The organism is Asticcacaulis sp. MM231 (assembly GCF_964186625.1).
Lineage (GTDB): Bacteria > Pseudomonadota > Alphaproteobacteria > Caulobacterales > Caulobacteraceae > Asticcacaulis.
Map to the genome: position 1 here is coordinate 2,736,948 of NZ_OZ075108.1, position 23,147 is coordinate 2,760,094.

The window sequence follows — 23,147 nt, forward strand, 5'->3', positions numbered from 1 at the left end:
GATCATGCTCAAGCTGCACGACTACTGGCGCTCCAGCGCCGCCTACCGCGTTCGCATCGCCCTGAATCTCAAGGGACTATCCTACGAATCGCATAGCCACGACCTGCGCAGCAACGCGCACCATGATCCGGCCTACAAGGCGCTCAATCCGCAAGGCCTGGTGCCGGCGCTCGATATCGGTGGCCACGTGCTGACGCAGAGTTCGGCCATTATGGAATGGCTGGAAGAGACCTGCCCGGAGCCATCGCTTTTGCCGCCAGCCGCCGCCGATCGCGCCGCGGTCAGGGCCATGGCGGCGCTGATCGCCTGCGATATCCACCCGCTCAACAATCTGCGTGTTTTGCGCGAACTGAAGAACGACTGGCAGGCCGACGAAACCCAGACGAAAATGTGGGCCAAGGGCTGGATCGCCGAAGGTTTCACGGCGCTGGAAACCCTGATCGGTCAGCACGGCAAGGGCTATAGCTTCGGCAGCGAACCGACCCTGGCCGACTGCTACCTGGTTCCGCAAGTCTTCTCCGCCCAGCGCTTCGGTGTCAGCCTCGATCCGTATCCGAATATCCGCGCCGTCAATGAACGCTGCGATGACCATCCGGCGTTTGTGCGCGCGCATCCGCGTCATCAGCCCGATGCCGATACGGTGGATTCCAACCGCTGATCATGAAAGCCAACTCTTGACTAAAATTGAACGTGTTTTCACCACCCCCGCCGGCGTTAAACTGGGGCCGGCGAATCTGATCGCTGATAGGACCGCACGCAATTTCGTGCTGCAGATTGGCGAAGCGCACTTCCACGGCTTCGTGGTGCGCAAGGCTAATGACTATTACGGCTATGTCGACCGCTGCCCGCACGCCGGATTGCCGCTGGCACAGGAGCTCGACGACTATCTGACACCGCAGGCCGACCTTATCTCATGCAGTTGGCACGGCGCCCTTTTCCAGATCGCCTCCGGCCGTTGTGTCGGTGGTCCGTGCGCCGGTCAGTCATTGACACCGTGGCCAGTGCGTATTGAAGATGGAGAGATCGTCACGGCTTAATAAACTTCCTCCTCCCCTGTAGCTAAGCGTTCGGGGGAGGTGTCAGCGCGAAGCCCGTAGGGCTGGTGTCGCTGACGGAGGGGTCAGCCCCGCAATCAGTTATGCACCTCCGGCGAAACTACGGCCGCACCTCCTCCGCTTTACAGTGGAAGAGATTTGCTAAGCCGTGGCGTCGTTCGATCCACGCTTCGCCGTCAGGCTGGAACCCGCTGACGCGATAATCACCAGCGCTATTGCCAGCCATTGCAAGGGCGTCAACAGTTCGTGCAGGATAACCAGCCCCAGCAGCGAGGCCACCGCCGGCTCCAGGCTCATCATGAGGCCAAAAGTCTTGGCGGGCATGGCCTTCAGCGCGATCATCTCCAGCGAATAAGGGATGGCGCTGGCCAGAATGCCGATACCGACACCGTAGAGCAGAATGGCGGGCGACCACAAGGCTGCACCCGCAAAAGCCACGCCAATCGGCACCGTGAAAATCGTCGAAAACGCCATGCCGAGCGCCACCGCCTTGCCACCATGGACGCGGTCGCCGACCTTCTGGCCGACAATGATATAAAGCCCCCATAGCACGCCGGCGATCAAGGCGTAGACCACGCCAACCGGATCAAGCGCGCCCTTGCTCTCCCCCCAAGGCAACAGGATCAACAGGCCGGCCACGGCGCAGCCCACCCAGATGAAATCGCTCCATTTGCGTGAACCGAAGATCGCCACGGCCAGCGGGCCGGAAAATTCCAGCGCCACGGCGATTCCCAACGGGATACGGTCAATCGAGGCGTAAAACACCAGGTTCATGATGCCGAGTATGACGCCATAAAGCGCCAGCACCGGCCAGTGCTTGCGCTCAGGTCCGCCGCGCCATGGCTGGAAAACGATCAAAAGCGCGACCGTGGCGAAGAACTGGCGCAGCGCCGTCGTGCCTTCGGAACCGACTAGCGGAAAGACGTGTTTGCTGAGCGTGGCGCCAAGCTGCACCGACACGATCGCGATCAGGATGGCGATAATCGCCCACAGTTTCGGATTTTTGAACATGGCTCGACTCCAGTTTTGGCGTCGTCTTGTCGTAACCGGGTACGGCGCACCTCGTCCGGAGAATATCTGTTCTTTGGATAGCCTTTTCAGATGTCCTTCTCAACCTGTGGGAAAAATAAAATAGGACGCAGCCATCAACCGCCTTACAGGCCGCCTCAGCCGATCCCAGATCCTGCTCGATTCGGCTCATGGGCGGCTGAGGAATCGCTCAACGCAACCGCTGCAGCATAAATTTGCAAATAGCGTCGGAAACATGAGAAATTATCCCAAATTGCGCGATATTATATAAATTTGACATAGGTGTCAGTTTTTGAAATTGACCCTGCGTCGACTTTTTTGTAGTGTATTTTCAACGATAAGAGAAAACGCCACAGAACCGCACATATGTTTGCTTTGCCGATTTCACAACGCTGGAACGATCGCCACGTCGCGCCGGCAGGCCGTCCGCCAGACGGACGTCGCCAAGCGGTTTTCACCCCGAAATCGATTCAAGATGCTGCGCTGCCATGCGGTGCAGCATCTTTCGTTTGTTGCGGCAGGGGCGCGTTTACATCCTTTAAACGCAAAGAAAAAGGTACAGGGAATATGAGAGATCCCATCTTCGATTACAGCCTCCGTCTCGGCGATGACGCCCTGATCCTCGGCAAACGCCTGAGCGCCTGGTGCGGCCACGCCCCGAGCCTTGAGGTCGATCTTGGCCTGTCGAGCCTTGCGCTTGACCTTGTAGGCCAAGCCACCTTCTGGCTGGAACTGGCGGCCAAGAACGATCCACAGGGACGCGACGCCGATGCCCTGGCCTTCCACCGCGACCCGCACGATTTCCGCAACTGCCTGCTGGTTGAACAGGCCAATGGCGATTTCGCCCAGACCCTGGCGCGTCAGTTCCTCTTCTCCAATTACCAGTATCTGTTCCTTGAGGCCCTGACGGGCTCTTCGCACAAGGAGTTGGCCGATATCGCAGAAAAAAGTGTACGCGACGTCGGTTACCATGTCGATTTCGCCCGCGACTGGATGATTCGCCTCGGGGATTCGTCCTGCCTCAGCCATCAGCGCCTGGTCAAAAGCATGGACTACATGTCGCATTTCGTCGACGAGCTATTCATGATGGACGAAGTGGATGAGGCCTTGCTGCATAAAGGCATTTCCATCAGCAAGGCCGCCCTACGGGCTGAGTTCGACAACCGCGTCAGCGCCGTGTTGCACGAGGCCGGCCTGACACCACCAAAGCCACAGCGCTCGGTCATGCTGGGCCGCAAGGGTCATGACAGCGAGCACGTCGCCCTTCTGCTGCACGAGATGCAGATCCCGCCACATGAGTCCGATCCGCGCTGGTAAGATCGCCGTTTTGCGCTTAGAAAAGGCGCATGGACAAGATCAGAAAAGCCCCTGAAATAGGCTCTCGTTTGCAGGCCCTGCGTAAACAGCAGGGCCTTTCGCTCGATGACATGGCCGGCCGGTCGAAGATTTCGCGCTCGATGCTGAGTCAGGTTGAGCGCGGCCTGGCCAATCCCACCTTCGCCACCTTGTGGGCGCTGACGCAGGCGCTCGGCATCGATATCGCCACCCTGATCGGTGAAGCGGCCGACGCAAGCGAACAGGCGATTGAACTGGTGGAGGCGCACAATACGCCGCGCATCCATTCGGCGGACGGCCACTGCGTGCTCCAGATCCTGAGCCCGCCGGAAACCACAGGCGATATGGAATGGTATCGGCTGGAGATCGAACCCGGCGCCTCGCTGACCTCGCAGCCCCACGCTTCGGGCAGTCGTGAGCACCTGTCCATCCTCTCCGGCGAAGCGCTGGTCATCGCCGCGGAAGCGCAGCAAAAGGCGCTGGCCGGCAGTACGGTGCGCTATCGCGCTGATGTGCCGCACAGCATCAGCAATACCGGAAACGAAAAGCTGGAAGCCTTGCTGGTGGTGCTGCCGGGATAATCCCCACCACAAAAGATCCATTATAGTAGATTTTTCGGCTGTATAGTGGAAAATGCGTTTGAACCCGCTCGCATTATATTGTACAAAAATACAATATAATGGAATTGAGAGCGAAGGTCACATGCGCACAGCCTTTTACGAACGGGTGGAAACCACCCTTGCCGATATCGAATCGCGCGGGCTGAAAAAGCCGGAACACGTTATCGCCTCACCGCAACGCCCGGCGCTTCGACTGGAGGACGGACGCGAGGTCATCAATTTCTGCGCCAACAACTATCTCGGCCTGGCCGATCATCCGGACGTCATCGAAGCCGGCCGCGCCGCCCTGCTTGAATATGGCGCCGGCATGGCCAGTGTGCGCTTCATCTGCGGCACGCAAACCCTGCACAAGCAACTGGAATCGAAGATCGCGTCTTACGTCGGCATGGAGGACGCCATCCTTTTCGCTGCGTGCTTCGACGCCAATGGCGGTGTGTTCGAGCCGCTGCTCACCGACGAGGACGCCATTGTTTCCGACAGCCTGAACCACGCCTCGATCATCGACGGCGTGCGGTTATGCAAGGCGAAAAAGTACCGCTTCAAAAACGCCGACCTGGCCGATCTGGAAACTCAGCTCAAGGCTGCCCGCGATAACGGGGCGCGTACCATTCTGATCGCCACGGACGGCGTATTTTCCATGGACGGCTACTACGCTCCCCTGGAAGGCATAGCCAAACTGGCGGAGCAATACGATGCGCTGGTGATGGTTGATGATTGCCACGCCACCGGCTTTACCGGCCCCAAAGGCGCCGGCACCCCTGCCCGCGCCGGCGTGAACGTCGACATCCTGACGGGCACCTTCGGCAAGGCGCTCGGCGGTGCGATGGGCGGTTATATCGCAGCGAAAAAGACGGTCATCGACCTCCTACGTCAGCGCGCCCGTCCCTACCTCTTCTCCAACGCCCTGGCGCCTTCGATCACCGCCTCCAGCCTGAAGGCCATTGAACTGGCCGAAACCGGCGATCACCTGCGCGCCCAACTGACGCAAAATGCCGAGCGTTTCCGCGCCGGCCTGACGGCGGCAGGCTTCAATCTGCTACCGGGTTCGCACCCGATTATCCCGGTCATGCTGCACGATGCCAAACTGGCGCAGGCCATGGCCGCCCGTTTGCTCGAAGAGGGCATCTACGTCATCGGCTTCTCCTTCCCGGTTGTGCCGGAAGGTCAGGCCCGCATCCGCACGCAGATTTCCGCCGCGCACACCTTCGCGCAGATTGACACAGCGATCGCGGCCTTCACCAAGGCTGGCCGCGAATTGGGGGTGATCTGATGGACGATCTGCGCCCTGTCATCACTGCCAAGACCTTGCCCGCTACCATGACCGCGCTGGCCAAGCTCAAGGCCGAGCCCGGCATCTGGCAGACCACCGCGCCGGTGCCCGATTGCGGTCCGGACGACGTGCTGATCCGCATTGCCCACACCGCCATCTGCGGCACCGATGTCCATATCTATAACTGGGATCAATGGGCGCAAAAAACCATTCCGGTGCCGATGGTGGTTGGCCATGAATTTGCCGGCGAGATTGTCGCCATCGGCGCGCGAGTTAGCCGTCCGTTAAAGGTCGGACAGCGCGTCTCCGGCGAGGGCCACGTTATCAATATGGATAGCGATGCCGCCCGCGCCGGCCACTTCCATCTCGATCCGGAAACGCAAGGCATCGGCGTTAATCGCCCCGGCGCTTTTGCGCAATATCTGGCCCTGCCGGCCTTCAATGTTGTGCCCCTGCCGGAGCGCGTTAGCAACGAACTGGGCGCGGTGCTCGATCCGTTTGGTAACGCTGTCCATACCGTGCAGCAAACCGATATGGTCGGCGCCAATGTGCTGGTGACGGGCGCTGGCCCCATCGGCATCATGGCGGCCGCTGTGGCGCGCTTCATCGGCGCGCGCAGCGTGACGCTCACGGACATCAATCCCTATCGTCTCGACCTGGCGGCGAAGGTTGCCGATATCCGCACGGTGGATGTATCAAAGGAAGATTTGCACGATGTCAGGCATGAACTCGGCATCGCCAACGGCTACGATGTCTGCATGGAGATGAGCGGCGCCAAGCCCGCTATTCCGCAGGCCATCGAACACCTGCGCATGGGCGGCGCCTTGACCCTGCTCGGCATTCCCGCTGGCGAGAGCACGGTGAACTGGAACGACATCATCATGAAGGCCCTGACCGTGCGTGGCGTTTATGGTCGCGAGATGTTCGAGACCTGGCGCAAGATGCTGGGTCTGATCGAGGCGGGCTTCCCGCTGGAACGGATCATCACGCATCGGCTGCCGGCGTCGGAGTTCCAGCAGGGCTTCGATATCATGCGGGCCGGTCAATCGGGCAAGATCGTGCTCGATTGGAGCGATGCCTAGATCATCTTCTTCGGTGCAATCTGTAGATAAACCGTCTACCCTACAGCCAGTGATGCGGCCGCCAGATCCTGTGCGGCATCACCGACGCTTTTAAACAGCGTGATCTTGTCTGCAAGACCTTCAATCGGTCCACTGGTGCACAGATCCGACAGGGTGCCCCTGATCATCTCATGGTGCAGCAAGCCTGCCGCTATAGGCTGGGTCAGGTCGCCGGCTTCGCTCATGGCCGCATAGGTATCGACCCAGATGTCGGCGCGTGTCATGGCGGCGTCATCGGCCTCGCGCATGTCTTTCAGATAGCCGCCGATCAGCGCCACATGCTGGCCTGCGTGCAGACATTCCCCCTTGATCAGCGGCTCCTGGGAAAGCGTGGCGCAGGCGATGATATCGGCTTTCGCAACCCCCACCGCCAGATCGTGGCACACCTCGGCGTGAAAGCCACCCGCCTTAAGCGCCGAGACCAGCTTTTCGGCATTGGCCGTCGTCGGGCTGAAAACCTGAACCGTTTCGATCTCGCGCACCGCGCGGTAGGCGAAGGCCAGTTCTGAAGCGATCCGTCCCGAGCCGACCAGCAGCAGATGTCTGGCGCCGTCCGCAGCCAACCGGTCCGCCGCGATCGCCGCCACCGCAGCCGTGCGCCGCGCCGTCAGTTCGCCGCCATCGAGCAGGGCCATGTGTTCGCCGGTCACCGCATCGAACAACAGATAACTTGCCGTCACCGCCGGCAGATTGCGGCGCGCATTGCCGGGCGTCACGTTGACAATCTTGACGCCCCCTACGCCCTGGCTCCACGCCGGCATCATCAGCAAGGTAGCGTCCGGTTCACCGTTGTTCTGCACCGTGTGGACATGGCGCTGCGGCGAGGTCGTCTCGCCCTGCAGCAATTTCGGCAGTTGCTGGGTGAGCAAGGCATAGGGCAGACGTTCGATGAGGTCGTGCGCGGTCAGGTTTTGCATCTTTTATCCGTTATCGATGGCGGTTTCGGTCAGTAGCCAGTCGCGGAAGGCGACCAGCGGCGGATGGTCGGCGCGGTCTTCCGGCCAGGCGAGATAATAGGCTTCGGCGTTTTTCATCGGTAGGTCGAGCGCCCGCACAAGCTGACCGGTGCGAAGTTCCTCTTCGATAAGGAAATCCGGCAAGAGCGCCACACCCAGTCCGGCCCGCGCCATCTGCGCCATGGTGGCGAACTGGTCGAACAGCATCCCTTGCACGTGCTCGGCCGGCGCATCGTTCTGGCGCAGCCAACGCTCCCAGGCGTCTGGACGGGTGGTGATGTGCAGCAAGGGCGCCTTGCGGATATCCGCCGGCGTCTCGAAACGGTAGCGCTCCAGCAGCGCCGGACTGCACGCCGGCACGACATATTCTTCGCGCAGGATCTGCGTCTGCGCGCCGGGCCAGTCACCGGTACCGTGGTGGATGGCGGCATCTATCGCTTCCTGACGGAAATCGAAAAGGCTGAGGCGCGTAATCAGGTTGAGCGTGGTGCCCGGATGCTGGCTCAAGAAAGCCGGCAGTCGCGGCGCCAGCCAGCGCGCACCGAAGGTCGGCAGGACGGCGAGATTGAGCGTACCGCCAAAGGGATTGGCGCGCAGATTGAGCGAAGCCGTGCTGATTTTCTTGAGCGCATCGCGCACTTCTCGCGCATAGGCCTCCCCACCGGGGGTAAGACGAATCGTTTGCCGCTCACGGATAAACAGTTCGACCTCAAGCTGGTCTTCCAGCGCCTTGATCTGGCGACTGACCGCGCTTTGCGTTAGGGCCAGTTCGCGCGCCGCCGCCGTGATGCTGCCGGTGCGTGCGGCGGCCTCAAAAGCCTGCAAATGGCTGGTTGGCGGCAAAAAACGGCGCGGGGCAAGCATCAGGAGTCATTCCATTTGAGAATGATGTAATGCCGAAATGGCAATGGATCAGTGGCATATTAGCGCGTATAAGTCCGTTGTCCATACAGATACGGAATGACATGCCCAAGACTATCAGCGCCGATACAAAAACACACGGCCTCTGGGAAACCACCGCGCCCGCCGCACCGGCAACGACCGTGCTGACCGGCGATGTGCGGACGCAGGTCTGCATCATCGGCGGGGGCTATACGGGCAATTCAGCGGCGCTGCATCTGGCGAAAAAGGGCATGGCCTCGGTCGTTCTGGAAGCGCAGGACATCGGCTTCGGCGGTGCCGGTCGTAATGTCGGACTGGTCAATGCCGGCATGTGGGTCATGCCCGATGAACTGCCAAACGTGCTCGGCGAAGTTCATGGTGACCGCCTGCTGAAACTGCTCGGCGATGCCCCTTCGGCCGTGTTCGATATCGTCGACACCTACGGCATCGAATGCCAGTTACAAAAACACGGCACCCTGCATTGCGGCGTGGGGCAAGCGGGTCTCGAAGAACTGCAACAGCGTGAAAAGCAATGGCAGGCGCGTGGTGCGCCGGTGCGACTGTTATCGGCTGAAGAGACCGCGCAAAAGGTTGGCTCCCGCGCCTACAGCGGCGCCCTGCTCGATCTGCGCGCCGGCACCATCCAGCCGCTAGCCTATGTGCGCGGACTGGCCAAGGCGGCGCAGACGGAAGGCGCTACGCTTTATACCGGCTCGCCCGCGCTGGACGTAACGCCTCATGGCGCACAGTGGCGGGTAAAAACTCCGCAAGGCTCGGTCACCGCCGACTGGGTGATCATGGCCACCGACGCCTATACGCAAGGCCCGTGGGAGATCATCCGCCGCGAACAGGTTCACCTGCCCTACTTTAATTTCGCCACCGAACCCCTGAGCCATAATGTGCGCGCCACTCTCCTGCCCGGCTATGAAGGCGTATGGGATACCAAGGAAGTGCTGTCGTCCTTCCGCATGGATGTGCATGGCCGCCTGATCTTCGGCAGCGTCGGCGCGCTGAACGGTGTGGGCCATGGCATCCATCGCGGCTGGGCTCTGCGCGCCGTGCACAAGATTTTCCCGCAACTGGGCAATGTCAAATTCGAAGCGGAATGGTACGGCCAGATCGGCATGACCGATGACAACCTGCCACGTTTCCATAAATTTGCGCCAAACGTCATCGGAATCAGCGGTTATAATGGCCGCGGCATCGCGCCGGGCACGGTCATGGGCCGCACCCTTGCCGAACTGATCGCTGGCGAGAAAAGCGAAGACGATCTGCCCCTGCCCGTCACCACGCCCGCTGAGGCGAAGATGCGCGCGCTCAAAGAAGTATTTTACGAGGTCGGCGCTCAGGCAGTCCACCTCACAAACTCACGTTTCTAAGGAACCGAAAATGATCACCGAAACCACACGCTTTGCAGAAGATGTCTCTTCGCTTCTGACAACCCTCGGCGTCGACCCCAAAACCTATACCGGTGGCACCCTGGCCGTCACCTCGCCGGTCACGGGCGACATCATCGCCAAGGTTGTCGAGACCTCGACCGCCGACGCCACGAAGGCCATCGATGCGGCACACAAGGCGTTCCTCGACTGGCGCGTCATCCCCGCCCCGAAGCGCGGCGAACTGGTCCGTCTCTTCGGTGAAGAACTGCGCGCCCACAAGGCCGAACTCGGCAAGCTCGTTTCCATCGAAGTCGGCAAGGTCACCTCGGAAGGCCTCGGCGAAGTACAGGAAATGATCGACATCTGCGATTTCGCCGTTGGTCTCAGCCGCCAGCTTTACGGCCTCACCATCGCCACAGAGCGTAGCAGCCACCGCATGATGGAAACCTGGCAGCCGCTTGGCGTCGTCGGCATCATCTCGGCCTTCAACTTCCCCGTCGCCGTCTGGGCATGGAATGCGGCCCTGGCGCTCGTTTGCGGTGACTCAATCGTCTGGAAGCCTTCGGAAAAGTCGCCGCTCACCGGCCTGGCCACCCACGCGCTGTTCGAGCGCGCCCTCAAGCGCTATGTCGATGAAGGCTACGACGCCCCGGCCGGCCTGTCAGCCCTGATCATCGGCGCTCGCGAGATCGGCGAAGTGCTGGTCGATCACGAAAAGGTCGCGCTGATTTCCGCCACGGGCTCGACCGCCATGGGCCGAGCCGTCGGCCCCAAGCTGGCCGCCCGCTTCGCCCGCTCGATCCTGGAACTCGGCGGCAACAACGCCGCCATCGTCTCCCCCACCGCCGACCTCGACCTGACCCTGCGCGGCGTCGCCTTCTCGGCCATGGGCACCGCCGGTCAGCGCTGCACCACCCTGCGCCGCCTGTTCGTCCACGACAGCGTCTATGATACGCTCGTTCCGCGCCTGAAGAAGGCCTATGCCTCGGTCAAGATCGGCAACCCCATGGAAGACGGCGTGCTCGTCGGCCCGCTGATCGACAAACTGGCCTTCGATGGTTTTGAAAAGGCCCTGAATGAAGCGAAAGCGGCGGGCGGCGTGGTCACGGGCGGTGAGCGCGTCACGGTCAGCGGCGACAACAGCTATTACGTTCGCCCGGCCATCGTCGAAATGAGCAAACACGAAGGCCCGGTGCTGCGCGAAACCTTCGCACCGATCCTCTACATCCTGCGCTATTCCAATGTGAAAGATGCCATCGCCATGCAGAACGATGTCGGCGCCGGTCTGTCCTCCTCGATCTTCACCAACGATATCCGCGAAGCCGAACTCTTCATGTCGGCGGCCGGTTCGGATTGCGGCATCGCCAATGTCAATATCGGCACCTCCGGCGCTGAAATCGGCGGCGCCTTCGGTGGCGAAAAGGAAACCGGCGGCGGCCGTGAAATCGGGCTCCGACGCCTGGCGCGCCTATATGCGCCGTACCACCAACACCATCAATTTTGGCAGTTCGCTGCCGCTGGCTCAGGGCGTGGTGTTTGATGTCTGATTTTGTGTGGAATGATTCCTTTCTGCTCACCGAGCAACTTACCGACGACGAACGGATGATCATGGAGGCGGCGCACGACTATGCGCAAGGCTCGCTGATGCCGCGCGTGCTCAAAGCCTATGGCGAGGAATATACCGACCGCCACATCTTCAACGAGATGGGCGAACTGGGGCTCCTCGGCGCGACCTTGCCGGAACAATATGGCGGCGCCGGTGCAACTTACGTCGCCTATGGTCTGGTGGCGCGTGAAGTCGAGCGCGTCGATTCGGGCTACCGCTCGATGATGAGCGTTCAGTCGTCATTGGTTATGTATCCGATCTATGCCTACGGCACTGAAGAGCAGCGTATGAAGTATCTGCCCAAGCTGGCTTCCGGCGAATGGGTTGGCTGCTTCGGCCTGACCGAACCCGACGCGGGTTCAGATCCGGGCGCCATGACCACCCGTGCCGAAACAATTGATGGCGGCTATCGCCTGACCGGCGCCAAGATGTGGATTTCCAACTCGCCGATCGCCGATGTCTTCGTGGTGTGGGCCAAGCTTGATGGCGTCATCCGCGGCTTTGTGCTGGAAAAGGGCATGAAGGGACTTTCCGCGCCGAAGATCCACGGCAAGCTGTCTCTGCGTGCGTCCATCACCGGCGAGATCGTCATGGATGGCGTCGAAGTCGGTGAAGACGCCCTGCTGCCCAACGTGGCGGGCCTCAAGGGGCCGTTTGGCTGCCTCAATCGCGCCCGCTACGGCATCGCCTGGGGCGCCATGGGTGCCGCCGAGGATTGCTGGCACCGTGCGCGCCAGTATGGCCTCGATCGCAAGCAATTCGGCAAGCCTCTGGCGCAGATGCAACTCTTCCAGAAGAAGCTGGCCGATATGCAGACCGAGATTACGCTGGGCCTGCAAGCCGCTCTGCGCGTCGGGCAGTTGTTCGATGCCGGCCAGATGCAGCCGGAAATGATCTCGCTGATCAAGCGCAACAATTGCGGCAAAGCGCTCGATATCGCCCGTCAGGCGCGTGACATGCACGGCGGCAATGGCATCCATGAGGAATACCACGTCATGCGCCACGCTCAGAACCTGGAGTCGGTCAATACCTATGAAGGCACGCACGACGTCCACGCGCTGATTCTGGGCCGTGCGCAGACCGGGTTGCAGGCGTTTTATTGATGGAAGCGGCGCTTATCTCTCCTCCCCATCGTGATGGGGAGGTGGCGCGCAGCGCCGGAGGGGCGCCCCTCCGTCATCTCGCTACGCTCGCTGACACCTCCCCATTGCATGGGGAGGAGAGATTGTGACCAAACCTCACGCCAAGCCTTTGGCCGGCCTCAAAGTCCTTGAACTCGCTCGCATCCTCGCTGGCCCGTGGTGCGGGCAATTGCTGGCCGATGTCGGCGCCGAAGTCATCAAGATCGAACGCCCGGAGGTCGGCGACGACACCCGCACCTGGGGGCCTCCATTCGTGACAGACGCCGCCGGCAATTCATGGGGCGCAGCCTATTTCCACGCCACCAATCGCGGCAAGTCCTCGGTCGCTATCGCCTTTGAAACGCCGGAAGGGCAGGCCGCCATTCGTGCGCTGGCCGCCGAGGCCGATATCCTGATCGAGAACTTCAAGGTCGGTGGCCTGAAGAAATACGGTCTGGATTACGACAGTCTCAAAGCCGTCAATCCGCGCCTGATCTACGCTTCGATCACCGGCTTCGGCCAGACCGGCCCCTATGCCGCCCGCGCCGGCTATGACTATATCATTCAGGGCATGAGCGGCCTGATGGACATCACCGGCGAACCCGAGCGCGAACCGCAAAAGGTCGGCGTCGCCGTGGTCGATATCTTCACCGGCGTCTATACCGCCACCGCTATCCTGGCCGCCGTCCATGGCCGCGAAACACGTGGTGAAGGCTGCCATATCGACATGTCGCTGTTCGATACCGCCACCTCGATCCTTGCCAACCAGGCCAGCAACTATCTCGTTTCCGGTAAGTCTCCATCTCGGCTCGGCAATGCCCACCCCAATATCGCGCCCTATCAGGTGTTTCAGGTGTCGGATGGCCATATCATCGTCGCGGTCGGCAATGACGGCCAGTTTCAGAAATTCTGTGCCGCGCTTCGTGCTAACGATATCGCTGCCCATCCGGACTACGCCACCAATGCCCTGCGTGTCGCCCGCCGCACGGATTTGCAATCCGCCGTGCAACCTTACCTGATGCAAAAGACCCGCGCCGAATGGCTGGCGGTGTTCGAGGCCGCCGGTGTTCCCGCCGGACCGATCAACCGTATCGAGGACGTGTTCAGCGATCCACAGATTATCCATCGCGGTATGCGGCTCGAATTGACCGCCGCCGATGGATCTAAGATCTCAGGCGTCGCGTCGCCCATCGTTATCAACGGCGAACGCATGGTGGCCGATGGACCATCACCCATGTTAGGAAATGGAAAAGCGGTGTGGAGTGCCCCCTCCACCCCTTCGGGGTCCCCCTCCCCCGCTAAAGCAGGGGAGGAGAAGATATGAGAACCGGCGGACAAATATTAGTCGATCAACTCGTCAAACAGGGTGTCGAGCGCGTCACCTGCGTGCCGGGAGAAAGCTATCTGGCGGCGCTCGACGCCATGCACGACGCCGATATCGACGTGCTGATCTGCCGTCACGAAGGCGGCGCCGCCATCATGGCCGAAGCCTATGGCAAGCTAACCGCCCGCCCCGGCGTCTGTTTTGTGACGCGCGGCCCCGGCGCCACCAACGCGGCGCACGGCGTTCATATTGCGCAGCATGACTCAACGCCGATGATCCTGTTTATCGGCCAGGTCGAACGCGCCATGCTCGGCCGCGGCGCCTTTCAGGAAATGGATTATCAGGCCTTTTTCGGCAGCACGGCCAAGTGGGTGGTCGAGATCACCGACGCCAAACGCATCCCCGAAATCGTCGCCCGGGCCTTCCGCGTCGCCATGCAGGGCCGCCCCGGCCCGGTGGTCATCTCCCTGCCGGAAGACGTGCTGACGGACAGGGAAGACGTGGCCGACGCGCCGGGGCTTAGCCTTACCAAACCCGAACTGTCGCTCGGGGCCTTACAACAGTTTGAAGCCCTGCTTGCCAAGGCAAAAAAGCCGCTGGTCATTCTGGGCGGCAGCAACTGGAGCCTAGACGGCTGTCAGGCGATTGCCAATTTTGCCGAAGCCTTCGCCCTTCCGGTCGCCACTGAGTTTCGCCGTTCGGCGCTCTTTCCGGCTGACCACCCGTCCTATGCCGGCGATCTCGGCTTCGGCCCCAACCCCAAGCTGGCGCAGCGCGTCAGGGACGCCGATCTGCTGATCCTGCTGGGCGCACGCATGGCTGAAGTGCCGTCGTCGAGCTACACCCTGATCGACCTGCCGACGCCGCAGCAAACCCTGGTTCATATTTTCCCGGACGCTGGCGAAATCGGCAAGGTTTACCAACCGGCGCTTGGTATTGTCTGCGCGCCGGATACGTTTGCTAGGTCGCTGGCCGATCTCAAGGCGCCGGTCAGCAAGCCCTGGCTGGAAGAGACGCAGAACGCCCATATGGATTTCCTGATGTGGACCACCACGCCGGCACCGATCCCCGGCGATTTCCAGTATGGCGAGGTCATGGTGTGGCTGCGGGGAAATCTCCCGGCCGACACCATCACCTGTAACGGCGCCGGCAACTACGCCATCTGGCTGCACCGCTACTGGCGCCATAACCAGCCGCGCACACAGATCGCCCCCACGTCGGGCAGCGTCGGCTACAGCGTGCCGGCGGGTGTCATGGCAAAGCGCCAGTGCCCCGACAAGACGGTCGTTGTTTTCGCGGGCGACGGCTGCTTCCTGATGCACGGCAATGAGTTTGCCACCGCCGTGCAGTACGATATCCCGGTCATTATCCTGGTTATCGACAACGGCATGTATGGCACCATCCGCATGCATCAGGAGCGCAACTATCCGCACCGTGTCGTCGGCACCGATCTGAAAAATCCGGATTTCAAAGCCTATGCCGAGGCCTTCGGTGGTCACGGCGAAACCGTTCGCACCACGGCGGAGTTCGCGCCCGCCTTTAAGCGGGCGAAGGCCTCCGGCAAGCCCGCCATCATCCACTGCTACATCGATCCGCAAGCCATCACCCCTGCCAAGACGCTGGATCAGATCTCAGACGGTAAATAAGTCTTTTTAGTTAAAGGCCCGCATGGCTCCTCGCATAAGCTCGCGCGGCCAAGAAACGCTCTATGGCGGCCTTGGCAAATTACTGTGCAATTTGGAAATTCAGACATAAAAAAGCCGGTGGAAGATAGCTTCCACCGGCTTTTTATTGTGGCTGCACCCTTGTTTAGAGCGCGAGTTGCTGCGCGTCGGTCAGGGATTCCAGTTGAGCGTCCGAGAAGGCCGAAAGCTGGATTGCCGTGATGCCGGTGATCTGCGTCGTCGAGAGCGACGGGATTTGATCGGTCGTCAGGCCGGTGATCGCCGAAGTGGTCAGGGCGCCGATCTGCGACGTCGATAGCAGCGTCAGTTGGGTGGTCGAGAGACTGCCGATCTGCGTTGCGCTCAGTCCGGCGATGGCTGTGGTGCTGATGGCCGACAGTTGCGTTTGATCAGCCGCCGCCAGTTGCGCCGTGCTCATCGATTTCAGTTCGGTGGCCGTAATCAGGCCGATCTGCGCCGTCGTCAGGGCATCGATCACGCTGGTGGAGAGCGAGCCAAAGACCGTGGTGCTAAGGCCCGGCAACTGGGTGTCGGTGATACCCGAGAACTGGGTCGTGGTCAGACTGTTGGCCTGAGTGGCGTTCAGGCCGGCGATGACCGTCGTGCTCAGCGAGCCGAGTTGGGTCGAGGTCAGGCCTGCAAGCTGATCGGAGGTCAGGGAGGCCAGTTGGCTCGCCTTCATGCCACCGAGTTGCGTCGTAGTAAGATTGGCCAGCTGCGTCGTCGTCAGACCATTCAGCGCCGTTTCAGTAAGGGTGGAGAGTTGGGTCTGGGTCAGGCCGCCAAGTTGCGTCGTCGACAAACCGCCGAAGGTTGTTTCGGTGAGAGCCGAAAGCGTCCGCGTCGAGATGGCGCCGATTTGGGTCGAACCGAGACTGCTCAGTTGCGTCGTGGTCAGGGCCACAAGGTCCGAAGACGTGATACCTGCCACCTGAGCGGTGGTCAGGGCGCCGAGCTTGGTGGTGCTCAGGCCGGCGAAGGCCGTGGCGTTGAGAGCGCCGATCTGGAGCGCGCCAAGACCCGCCAGTTGCGTCGAGTCGATGGCGCCAATGTCGGTAGCATCAAGCACCGCGATGCTGGCCGTGGTCAGAGCGCCAAGCTGGGTCGAGAGCAGGACACCAAGCTGGGTCGAGGTCAGGTTGCCCGCTTGTGTCGCCGTCAGGCCGGTGAGTTGCGCCGTGGTCAGGCCGCCAACTTCCGTGGTGGTCAGGCCGGCGACGGCCGTCGCGGTCAGGGCGTTCAACTGCGGTACCTTCAGCGACTGGACCTGCGCTGTGCTGAGCGTAGCGATCTGGGTCTCATCCAGCGCGGCGATAGCACCTGTGGTCAGGGCCGAGAGCAGCGTGGTGGCCAGTCCGCCAACCTGCGTGGTGGTCAGGGATTCTGCCAGGGTGGCGTTCAATCCGGCCACGGCGGCGGCGGTCAGCTTGTTGATCTGGTCGGTCGAGAGCGAACTGATCTGAGTCGTCGTCAGGGCGCCAACCTGCGATGAAGTCAGGCCGAGCGCCTGGGTCGAGGTCAGTCCGGTCAGGGCCGTCGTCGTCAGGGCGTTGACCGCTGCTGTCGTCAGCGAACTGATGCGCGTCACGGCCAGCCCTGACAGGCCGGTCGAGGTGATGGCGCCGGCCTGATCGGCCGTCAGCGACTTGAGCGCCAGCGTCGTCAGGGCGTTGAGCGAGGTCGAGGTCAGGGCGCCGACCTGGGTCGAGGTCAGGGCTGCCAGTTCCTGCGAACTGACACCGGCCAGTTGGGTGGCGGTCAGAGCGTTGATCTTGGTGGTGGTCAGTTCCGCGAAGTTGGTGGCGCCGAGCGCCCCCACCTGCACGGCGCTCAGCTTGCTAAGCTGTGTCGTGCTGAGCAGACCAATATCGGTCGTGGTCAGACCACCGAGCGCACCTGTCGAAAGTGCCGCCAGCTTGGTTTCGGTCAGCCCCGAGATCTGCGTGGTGGTCAGGTTGGCGACCTGCGTCGAGGTGATGCCGGCCAGGGCCGTTGCGGCCAGGCTGTTAAGCTGATCGGTGGTGAGCGCCGCCAGCGAATTGGTGGCAATGCCACCGACCTGAAGCGAGGTCAGGCCGGCCAGAGCGGTCGAGGTAATGGCGCCAAACTGGGTCGAGTTGAGGGCCGATAGCTGGATCGTGGTCAGCTTGCCGACCTGCGCCGAGGTGACGCCGGCTAGTTGGGTCGTGGAAAGAGCGTCTATATCGTCCGTGGAGAAGGTCGAGATCGTGGCCGCTGTCAGGGCGCCGAGTTGATCGGAACTTAGCCCACCTACCTGGGTCGATGTCAGACGCTCGACCTGGGTCGAGTTCAGGCCCGCCAGTTGCAAAGTCGTCAGGGCGCTGACGTCGGTCGTGGTCAGGCCGCTGAAGGATGTCGCATTGATCGCATTGAGTTGCGTCGTCTTGAGCAGACCCACCTGAGTTGAGGTCAGGCTATCGACCTGCGTAGCGTCCAGAGCCGTCAGAAGCGTCGTGTTCAGCGCCTGCAGGCGGGTGGTATCGAGGCCCGAAAGCTGCGTCGTCGTCAGGCCGGTCGATTGCGTGCTCTTGAGCGCCCCAAGCGCCAGCGCCGTGATGCTGTTCAGTTGCGTCGTCGTTAGAGCAGAGAGCTGGTCGGTGGCAAAGCTGCCCAGTTGGGCGCCTGTCAGGCCTGCCAGTTGGGTCGTTTCCAGATTGGTGATGTTGGTGGTGTTGAGATTGGCGATCTGGGTGGTCGAGAGACCGGCGACCTGGGTCGAGGTCAGGCTGTCCAGTTCGGTCGTCGTCAGCCCGCCGATGGCCGTCGAGGTCAGCGCATTGAGCTGCGCCGTCTTTAGAGCCTGCATTTGCGCTGTGCTGAGCGTGGCGATTTGCGTCTGGTCAAGCGCGGCAATTGCGCCGGTGGTCAGTGACGACAGGATCGTTGTGGCCAGACCGCTCACCTGCGTGGTGGTCAGGGCCTCGGCGAGCGTAGTGTTCAGACCCGAGACCGCCAGCGTCGTCAGCTTGTTGATCTGATCGGTCGAGAGCGAGGCAACCTGAGTCGTGGTCAGGCCATTGACCTGTGATGACGTCAGACCAAGCGCCTGGGTGGAGGTCAGGCCCGTGAGGGCCGTCGTCGTCAGGGCCGTCACAGCCGAGGTCGTTAGCGAACCGATACGTGTCACAGCCAGGCCAGACAGGTTGGTCGAGGTGATCGCGGCCGCCTGATCGGCGCTGAGGGCCTTGATGGCCACAGTGGTCAGAGCGTTCAGTTGCGTCGAAGTCAGGGCCGCCGTCTGGGTCGAGGTCAGGGCACCGATCTGGCCGGAGGTCACGCCGCCGACCTGGGCCGAGGTCAGCAGGGCGAGGTTCGTCGTGGACAGTTGCGCCAGGTTGTTGGCGCCGAGCGCGGTGATCTGGGCCGAGCTCAGCTTACCGAGCTGCGTCGAGCTGAGCGTGCCAGCTTCGGTTGTCGTCAGGCCACCGATCGCGGTCGTCGTCAGGGCGGCCAGCTTGGTTTCGGTCAGGCCCGTGATCTGGGTTGTGGTCAAGGCGCCCGCTTGAGCCGAGGTGATGCCGGACAGGGCGACGGCGCTCAGGGCGTTGAGCTGATCTGTGCCAAGCGCGGCCAGTGACGTCGTGGCGATACCGCCGACCTGCGCGGCGGTCAGACCGCTGAGCGCTGTCGAGGTGATGGCGCTGAACTGCGTTGAAGTCAGGTTAGAGAGCTGGGTCGTGGTCAGCTTGCCGACCTGCGCCGAAGTAACACCGGCCAGTTGTGTCGTGGAAAGCGCCGTAATGTCATCGGTCGAGAAGGTCGAGATCGTGGCGGCGGTCAGGGCGCCAAGCTGGGTCGAGGTCAGGGTTCCGACCTGAGTCGAGGTCAGGCGCTCGACCTGGGTCGCATTCAGGCCGCTCAGTTGCGAGGTTGTCAGCACCCCGACATCGGTCGTGTTCAGATCGGTAAAAGCCGTAACGTTCAGCGCGTTCAGTTGCGTGGCCTTGAGATCAACCATCTGGGTCGAGGTCAACGAGCCGATCTGCGTGCTGTCGAGCGCCGCCAGAAGCGCTGTGTTCAGAGATTGCAAACGGGTGGTGTCGAGGCCAGAAATCTGTGTGGTCGTCAGGCCAGTCGCCTGGGTCGTCTTGAGGGCAGTGATGGTGGCGCTCGTCAGGCTGTTAAGTTGCGTCGTAGTCAGCGCACCGAGTTGATCGGTGGCGAAGGCGCCGAGTTGCGCGGCCGTCAGACCCACCAGTTGCGTGGTTTCAAGATTGGCGATGTTGGTGGTGTTAAGATTGGCAATCTGCGCGGTCGAGAGACCGGCGACCTGGGTCGAGGTCAGACTGTCGAGTTCCGTCGTCGTCAGCCCACCAATCGCCGTCGAGGTCAGGGCGTTGAGCTGCGCCGTCTTGAGCGACTGCATCTGAGCCGTACTGAGCGTGGCGATCTGGGTTTCATCCAGGGCCGCGATCGCACCGGTAGTCAAGGCCGACAGAACCGTCGTCGCCAGACCCGCCATCTGCGTGGTGGTCAGGGCTTCCGCCAAGGTCGCATTGAGGCCGGCAACCGCCACCGTGGTCAGCTTGTTGAGCTGATCGGTCGAGAGGGAGGCGATTTGCGTGGTCGAGAAGCCCCCTACCTGCGTGGCACTCAGGCCGAGCGCCTGGGTCGCTGACAGACCGGTCAGGGCCGTAGTCGTCAGGGCATTGACAGCGGCCGAAGTCAGCGCGCCGATGCGGGTTACAGCCAGGCCCGACAGGCCGGTCGAGGTGATGGCACCCGCCTGACCCGCGCTGAGCGCCTTGACGGCGACCGTGGTCAGGGCGTTCAATTGTGTCGAGCTCAGGGCCGCTGTCTGGGTTGAGGTCAGCGCGCCGATCTGCGCGGAGGTGACGCCACCGACCTGCGCAACGGTCAGCAAGGCCAGATTCGTAGTGGACAGTTCCGCCAGATTGGTGGCACCGAGCGCCGTCACCTGCGCCGAGCTGAGCTTGCCGATCTGGGTGGTGGTCAGGTTATCGACTTCGGTTGTGGTCAGGCCACCGATGGCCGTGGTACTGAGCGCGCCGATCTTCGTTTCATTGAGGCCGGCGATTTGCGTCGTCGTCAGGTTGGCCACCTGAGTCGAGGTGATGGCGGCGACCGCGACGTTATTGAGGGCGTTGAGCTGATCGGTGGAAAGTGCCGCCAGCGAGTCGGTGGCGATGCTGGACAGTTGCGCGCCGGTCAGGCCGCCCAGCGCGGTCGTGGTCAGGGCGGTGAACTGCGTCGAGTTGAAACTACCCAATTGCACGTTGGTCAGACGCGACACTTGTGCCGAAGTGATGCCCGCGATCTGTGTCGTCGTCAGGGCGTCAATATCCGCCGTGGAGAAGGTCGAGATATTGGTGGCAGCGATCGAACCGATCTGAGCGGCATCAAGCGCACCGATCTGGGTTTCAGTCAGGCGCTCGACCTGAGTCGAGTTGAGGCCCGCCAGTTGCAGGGTCGTCAGGGCGCCGACATCGGTCGTGGTCAGATCAAGGAAGGCCGTACCATTCAAGGCGTTAAGCTGGGTCGTCTTGAGCAGCGCGACCTGCGTGCTCGTGAACGAACCAACCTGCGTGCTGTCCAGCGCGGTCAGGAGCGTGGTGTTGAGCGCCTGCAGGCGCACGGTGTCGAGGCCGGAAAGCTGCGTGGTGGTCAGGCCGGTCGCCTGGGTGCTCTTGAGGGCGGCGATTGAGACGGCGGTCAGACCGTTGAGCTGGGTGGTGCTGAGCGCGCCTAGTTGATCGGTGGCCAGAGCGCCCGCCTGAACGGCGGTGAGCGAGCCGAGTTGCGTCGTCGTAAGCGCTGCGGCGTCAGTCGTCGTAAGGCCAGCCAGCGCGGCCGTGCCGATGGCGACCAACTGCGAGGTCGAAAGCGTGGTGGCCTGCGTCGTGGTCAGGGCGCCGATTGAAGTGGCGTTGAGGCCACCAATCTGCGTAGCGGTCAAGGCCGAGATCACCGTGGTGGCGAGCGCGCCAATTTCGGCGCTCGACAGGCTGTTGAGGTTGGTGGTCGAGACCGATTTGAGCTGGGTAGCCGTCAGCTCGCCGATCAGCGTTGTCGAGACATCATTGAACTGCGTCGTGCTCAGGGCGGCAATGGCGACGGTGCTGAAACCCTGCACCTGTGTCGAACTCAGGGCCAGCAGCGAGGTCGAGGTCAAGGCACCGATAGCAGTAGCACCGAACGCGCCGAGCTGCGCCGTCGTCAGGCCGGAAAGCTGGGTCGTGGTCAGGGCGCCGACTTCAGCCGTGGTCAGGCCGCGAATTTGCGAGGTCGAGAACTTGCCAACCTGATCCGAGGTCAGTGCCGCGAACTGCGTGGTGGTCAGGTTGCTGATTTCAGAAGCGGTAAGACCGGAGAGCTGGGTGGTGTCGAGCGCGGCGATCGCGGTGCTGGAGAAGGCCTCCAACTGGGCGGTCAGCAAAACCGAGAGCTGAGAACTGGTAAAGGCGACCGCACCGGTCGCCAGGAAGGTAATCTGATCGGTGGTAAGCGCCTTGACCTGGGTGGTCGTAAGCGACTTGAGCTGGGTTGTACTGAGAGCGCCAATCTGGGTGGTCGAGAGGACCGCAACCCCGGAGGTTGACAGCGCGCTGATCTGAGTCGTTTTCAGTTCGGCCAGTTGACTGGTCGACATGTTCTGAATGAACGCGTTGCTAAGCTTCGAAATTTGTGCTGCAGACAGCCCGCTGATAGATGACACAACTCAACCCCTACATTTCCCAACCACTTGAATTAAGCAGTTTATTAATCTTTAAAGTAAACTTTTGATTAACTTTGCCGTAGCGTCACAAAATACAACCCAAGAGCACCCAAACTGTAACAGGCTCAGAGGTTCAGCTCGCTCTTGAAATAGGCGATGGTATGTGCCAAACCCTCGTCCAGCATGACGTTGGGTTGCCAGCCGAGCTTTTCCCGTGCCAGTGAGATATTGGGCTGACGCTGACGGGGATCGTCCTGCGGCAAGGGTTTATGAACCAACTCGCTGCCCGCCCCTGTCAGCCGGATAACCTTTTCGGCCAGTTCCTTCATGGTAAACTCGACCGGATTACCGATATTAATCGGGCCGGTGACCTCATCCGGGCTGTCCATGAGCTTGACCATGCCCTCGATCAGATCATCGACATAACAGAAACTGCGCGTCTGGTCGCCCGTGCCGTAAAGCGTGATAGGCTCACCGCGCAGGGCCTGCACGATGAAGTTGGACACCACGCGCCCGTCATTCGGGTGCATGCGCGGGCCATAGGTGTTGAAGATGCGCATGACCTTAATACGCAGGTTATGCTGGCGGTTATAATCGAAAAACAAGGTCTCGGCGCAGCGCTTGCCCTCATCATAACAGGCGCGCGGTCCTTGCACGTTGACGCGGCCCCAGTAATCCTCGGTTTGCGGATGGACTTCCGGGTCGCCGTAGATTTCGCTGGTCGAGGCCTGAAGGATCTTGGCCTTTGTACGACGGGCCAGGCCCAGCATGTTGATCGCGCCGAGAACACTCGTCTTGGTCGTCTGGACCGGGTCGAACTGGTAATGCACCGGCGATGCCGGACAGGCCAGGTTGTAGATCTCATCAACCTCGACATAGAGTGGGAAGGTGATGTCGTGACGCATCACCTCGAAATAGGGATTGCTCATCAGGTGAGCGACATTCTTGCGCTGGCCGGTGAAGAAGTTATCGACACACACCACATCGTCACCACGCGCCAGCAGGCGCTCACACAGGTGCGAACCGAGAAACCCCGCGCCGCCCGTTACCAAAATCTTCTTCATGCT

The 23,147-nt window shown here is 61.6% G+C and carries 15 protein-coding genes, 1 pseudogene and 1 riboswitch; of the genes and pseudogenes, 11 read left to right on the forward strand and 5 right to left on the reverse strand.

What is annotated here, in order from left to right:
* Positions 1-4 precede the first annotated feature (4 nt).
* Together maiA and ABQ278_RS13430 are read left to right on the forward strand one after the other, a co-directional pair.
* The gene (gene maiA, locus ABQ278_RS13425) at positions 5-658 is read left to right on the forward strand and encodes a maleylacetoacetate isomerase (protein ID WP_349320043.1); all 654 of its coding nucleotides are present in this window, start codon (positions 5-7) and stop codon (positions 656-658) included.
* A complete protein-coding gene (locus ABQ278_RS13430; RefSeq protein ID WP_349322169.1) occupies positions 630-1,037 on the forward strand; it encodes a Rieske (2Fe-2S) protein in 408 nt (135 codons plus the stop codon). Before maiA ends, ABQ278_RS13430 begins: the two co-directional genes overlap by 29 nt.
* A gap of 159 nt (positions 1,038-1,196) precedes the next feature.
* On the opposite strand, the gene ABQ278_RS13435 is transcribed toward ABQ278_RS13430, so the two are convergent.
* Positions 1,197-2,066 (reverse strand): DMT family transporter, encoded by an 870-nt coding sequence (locus tag ABQ278_RS13435; RefSeq protein ID WP_349320044.1) that lies wholly within the window; start codon positions 2,064-2,066, stop codon positions 1,197-1,199.
* Between the two features lie 15 nt (positions 2,067-2,081).
* A riboswitch (guanidine-III (ykkC-III) riboswitch) is annotated at positions 2,082-2,151 on the reverse strand.
* Between the two features lie 500 nt (positions 2,152-2,651).
* Here ABQ278_RS13435 and paaC point away from each other — a divergent pair.
* From paaC to tdh, 4 genes are all read left to right on the forward strand, one after another.
* The gene (paaC, locus tag ABQ278_RS13440) at positions 2,652-3,401 is read left to right on the forward strand and encodes a 1,2-phenylacetyl-CoA epoxidase subunit PaaC (RefSeq protein ID WP_349320045.1); all 750 of its coding nucleotides are present in this window, start codon (positions 2,652-2,654) and stop codon (positions 3,399-3,401) included.
* 29 nt (positions 3,402-3,430) lie between these two features.
* Entirely contained in the window at positions 3,431-4,000 is a 570-nt protein-coding gene (locus tag ABQ278_RS13445; protein WP_018082157.1) for an XRE family transcriptional regulator, read from the forward strand.
* A gap of 121 nt (positions 4,001-4,121) precedes the next feature.
* Positions 4,122-5,309: a glycine C-acetyltransferase gene (locus ABQ278_RS13450; RefSeq protein WP_349320046.1), complete on the forward strand. Its 1,188-nt coding sequence runs from the start codon at positions 4,122-4,124 to the stop codon at positions 5,307-5,309.
* A gap of 47 nt (positions 5,310-5,356) precedes the next feature.
* A complete protein-coding gene (gene tdh, locus ABQ278_RS13455; protein ID WP_349322170.1) occupies positions 5,357-6,391 on the forward strand; it encodes an L-threonine 3-dehydrogenase in 1,035 nt (344 codons plus the stop codon).
* Positions 6,392-6,426: 35 nt separating this feature from the next.
* Here tdh and ABQ278_RS13460 read toward each other — a convergent pair whose 3' ends face one another.
* Together ABQ278_RS13460 and ABQ278_RS13465 are read right to left on the reverse strand one after the other, a co-directional pair.
* Complete coding sequence (locus ABQ278_RS13460) at positions 6,427-7,347, reverse strand: ornithine cyclodeaminase family protein (RefSeq protein ID WP_349320047.1); 921 nt, start codon at positions 7,345-7,347, stop codon at positions 6,427-6,429.
* Positions 7,348-7,350: 3 nt separating this feature from the next.
* Positions 7,351-8,250, reverse strand: a complete 900-nt coding sequence (locus ABQ278_RS13465) for a LysR family transcriptional regulator (RefSeq protein WP_349320048.1) — start codon at positions 8,248-8,250, stop codon at positions 7,351-7,353.
* A gap of 101 nt (positions 8,251-8,351) precedes the next feature.
* Between ABQ278_RS13465 and ABQ278_RS13470 the strand changes: the two genes are divergently transcribed.
* From ABQ278_RS13470 to ABQ278_RS13490, 5 genes and pseudogenes are all read left to right on the forward strand, one after another.
* Positions 8,352-9,647: an FAD-binding oxidoreductase gene (locus tag ABQ278_RS13470; RefSeq protein WP_349320049.1), complete on the forward strand. Its 1,296-nt coding sequence runs from the start codon at positions 8,352-8,354 to the stop codon at positions 9,645-9,647.
* Between the two features lie 10 nt (positions 9,648-9,657).
* Positions 9,658-11,194: pseudogene (locus ABQ278_RS13475) on the forward strand (aldehyde dehydrogenase family protein).
* A complete protein-coding gene (locus ABQ278_RS13480; RefSeq protein ID WP_349320050.1) occupies positions 11,187-12,356 on the forward strand; it encodes an acyl-CoA dehydrogenase in 1,170 nt (389 codons plus the stop codon). Before ABQ278_RS13475 ends, ABQ278_RS13480 begins: the two are co-directional and overlap by 8 nt.
* Positions 12,357-12,480: 124 nt before the next feature.
* Complete coding sequence (locus ABQ278_RS13485) at positions 12,481-13,698, forward strand: CaiB/BaiF CoA-transferase family protein (protein ID WP_349320051.1); 1,218 nt, start codon at positions 12,481-12,483, stop codon at positions 13,696-13,698.
* Complete coding sequence (locus tag ABQ278_RS13490; protein WP_349320052.1) at positions 13,695-15,344, forward strand: thiamine pyrophosphate-binding protein; 1,650 nt, start codon at positions 13,695-13,697, stop codon at positions 15,342-15,344. Before ABQ278_RS13485 ends, ABQ278_RS13490 begins: the two co-directional genes overlap by 4 nt.
* A gap of 163 nt (positions 15,345-15,507) precedes the next feature.
* Here the strand turns inward: ABQ278_RS13490 and ABQ278_RS13495 are convergent, their stop codons facing one another.
* Together ABQ278_RS13495 and ABQ278_RS13500 are read right to left on the reverse strand one after the other, a co-directional pair.
* Positions 15,508-22,014, reverse strand: a complete 6,507-nt coding sequence (locus ABQ278_RS13495) for an ice nucleation protein (protein WP_349320053.1) — start codon at positions 22,012-22,014, stop codon at positions 15,508-15,510.
* 191 nt (positions 22,015-22,205) lie between these two features.
* Positions 22,206-23,144 (reverse strand): UDP-glucuronic acid decarboxylase family protein, encoded by a 939-nt coding sequence (locus ABQ278_RS13500; protein WP_349320054.1) that lies wholly within the window; start codon positions 23,142-23,144, stop codon positions 22,206-22,208.
* Between the last annotated feature and the right edge of the window lie 3 nt (positions 23,145-23,147).

Bases quoted from the DNA above. Each gene is read 5' to 3' on its own strand.
- maiA (WP_349320043.1), top strand. From the start codon at position 5: ATGCTCAAGCTGCACGACTACTGGCGCTCCAGCGCCGCCTACCGCGTT.
- ABQ278_RS13430 (WP_349322169.1), top strand. From the start codon at position 630: ATGCCGATACGGTGGATTCCAACCGCTGATCATGAAAGCCAACTCTTG.
- ABQ278_RS13435 (WP_349320044.1), bottom strand. From the start codon at position 2,066: ATGTTCAAAAATCCGAAACTGTGGGCGATTATCGCCATCCTGATCGCG.
- paaC (WP_349320045.1), top strand. From the start codon at position 2,652: ATGAGAGATCCCATCTTCGATTACAGCCTCCGTCTCGGCGATGACGCC.
- ABQ278_RS13445 (WP_018082157.1), top strand. From the start codon at position 3,431: ATGGACAAGATCAGAAAAGCCCCTGAAATAGGCTCTCGTTTGCAGGCC.
- ABQ278_RS13450 (WP_349320046.1), top strand. From the start codon at position 4,122: ATGCGCACAGCCTTTTACGAACGGGTGGAAACCACCCTTGCCGATATC.
- tdh (WP_349322170.1), top strand. From the start codon at position 5,357: ATGACCGCGCTGGCCAAGCTCAAGGCCGAGCCCGGCATCTGGCAGACC.
- ABQ278_RS13460 (WP_349320047.1), bottom strand. From the start codon at position 7,347: ATGCAAAACCTGACCGCGCACGACCTCATCGAACGTCTGCCCTATGCC.
- ABQ278_RS13465 (WP_349320048.1), bottom strand. From the start codon at position 8,250: ATGCTTGCCCCGCGCCGTTTTTTGCCGCCAACCAGCCATTTGCAGGCT.
- ABQ278_RS13470 (WP_349320049.1), top strand. From the start codon at position 8,352: ATGCCCAAGACTATCAGCGCCGATACAAAAACACACGGCCTCTGGGAA.
- ABQ278_RS13480 (WP_349320050.1), top strand. From the start codon at position 11,187: ATGTCTGATTTTGTGTGGAATGATTCCTTTCTGCTCACCGAGCAACTT.
- ABQ278_RS13490 (WP_349320052.1), top strand. From the start codon at position 13,695: ATGAGAACCGGCGGACAAATATTAGTCGATCAACTCGTCAAACAGGGT.
- ABQ278_RS13495 (WP_349320053.1), bottom strand. From the start codon at position 22,014: ATGTCGACCAGTCAACTGGCCGAACTGAAAACGACTCAGATCAGCGCG.
- ABQ278_RS13500 (WP_349320054.1), bottom strand. From the start codon at position 23,144: ATGAAGAAGATTTTGGTAACGGGCGGCGCGGGGTTTCTCGGTTCGCAC.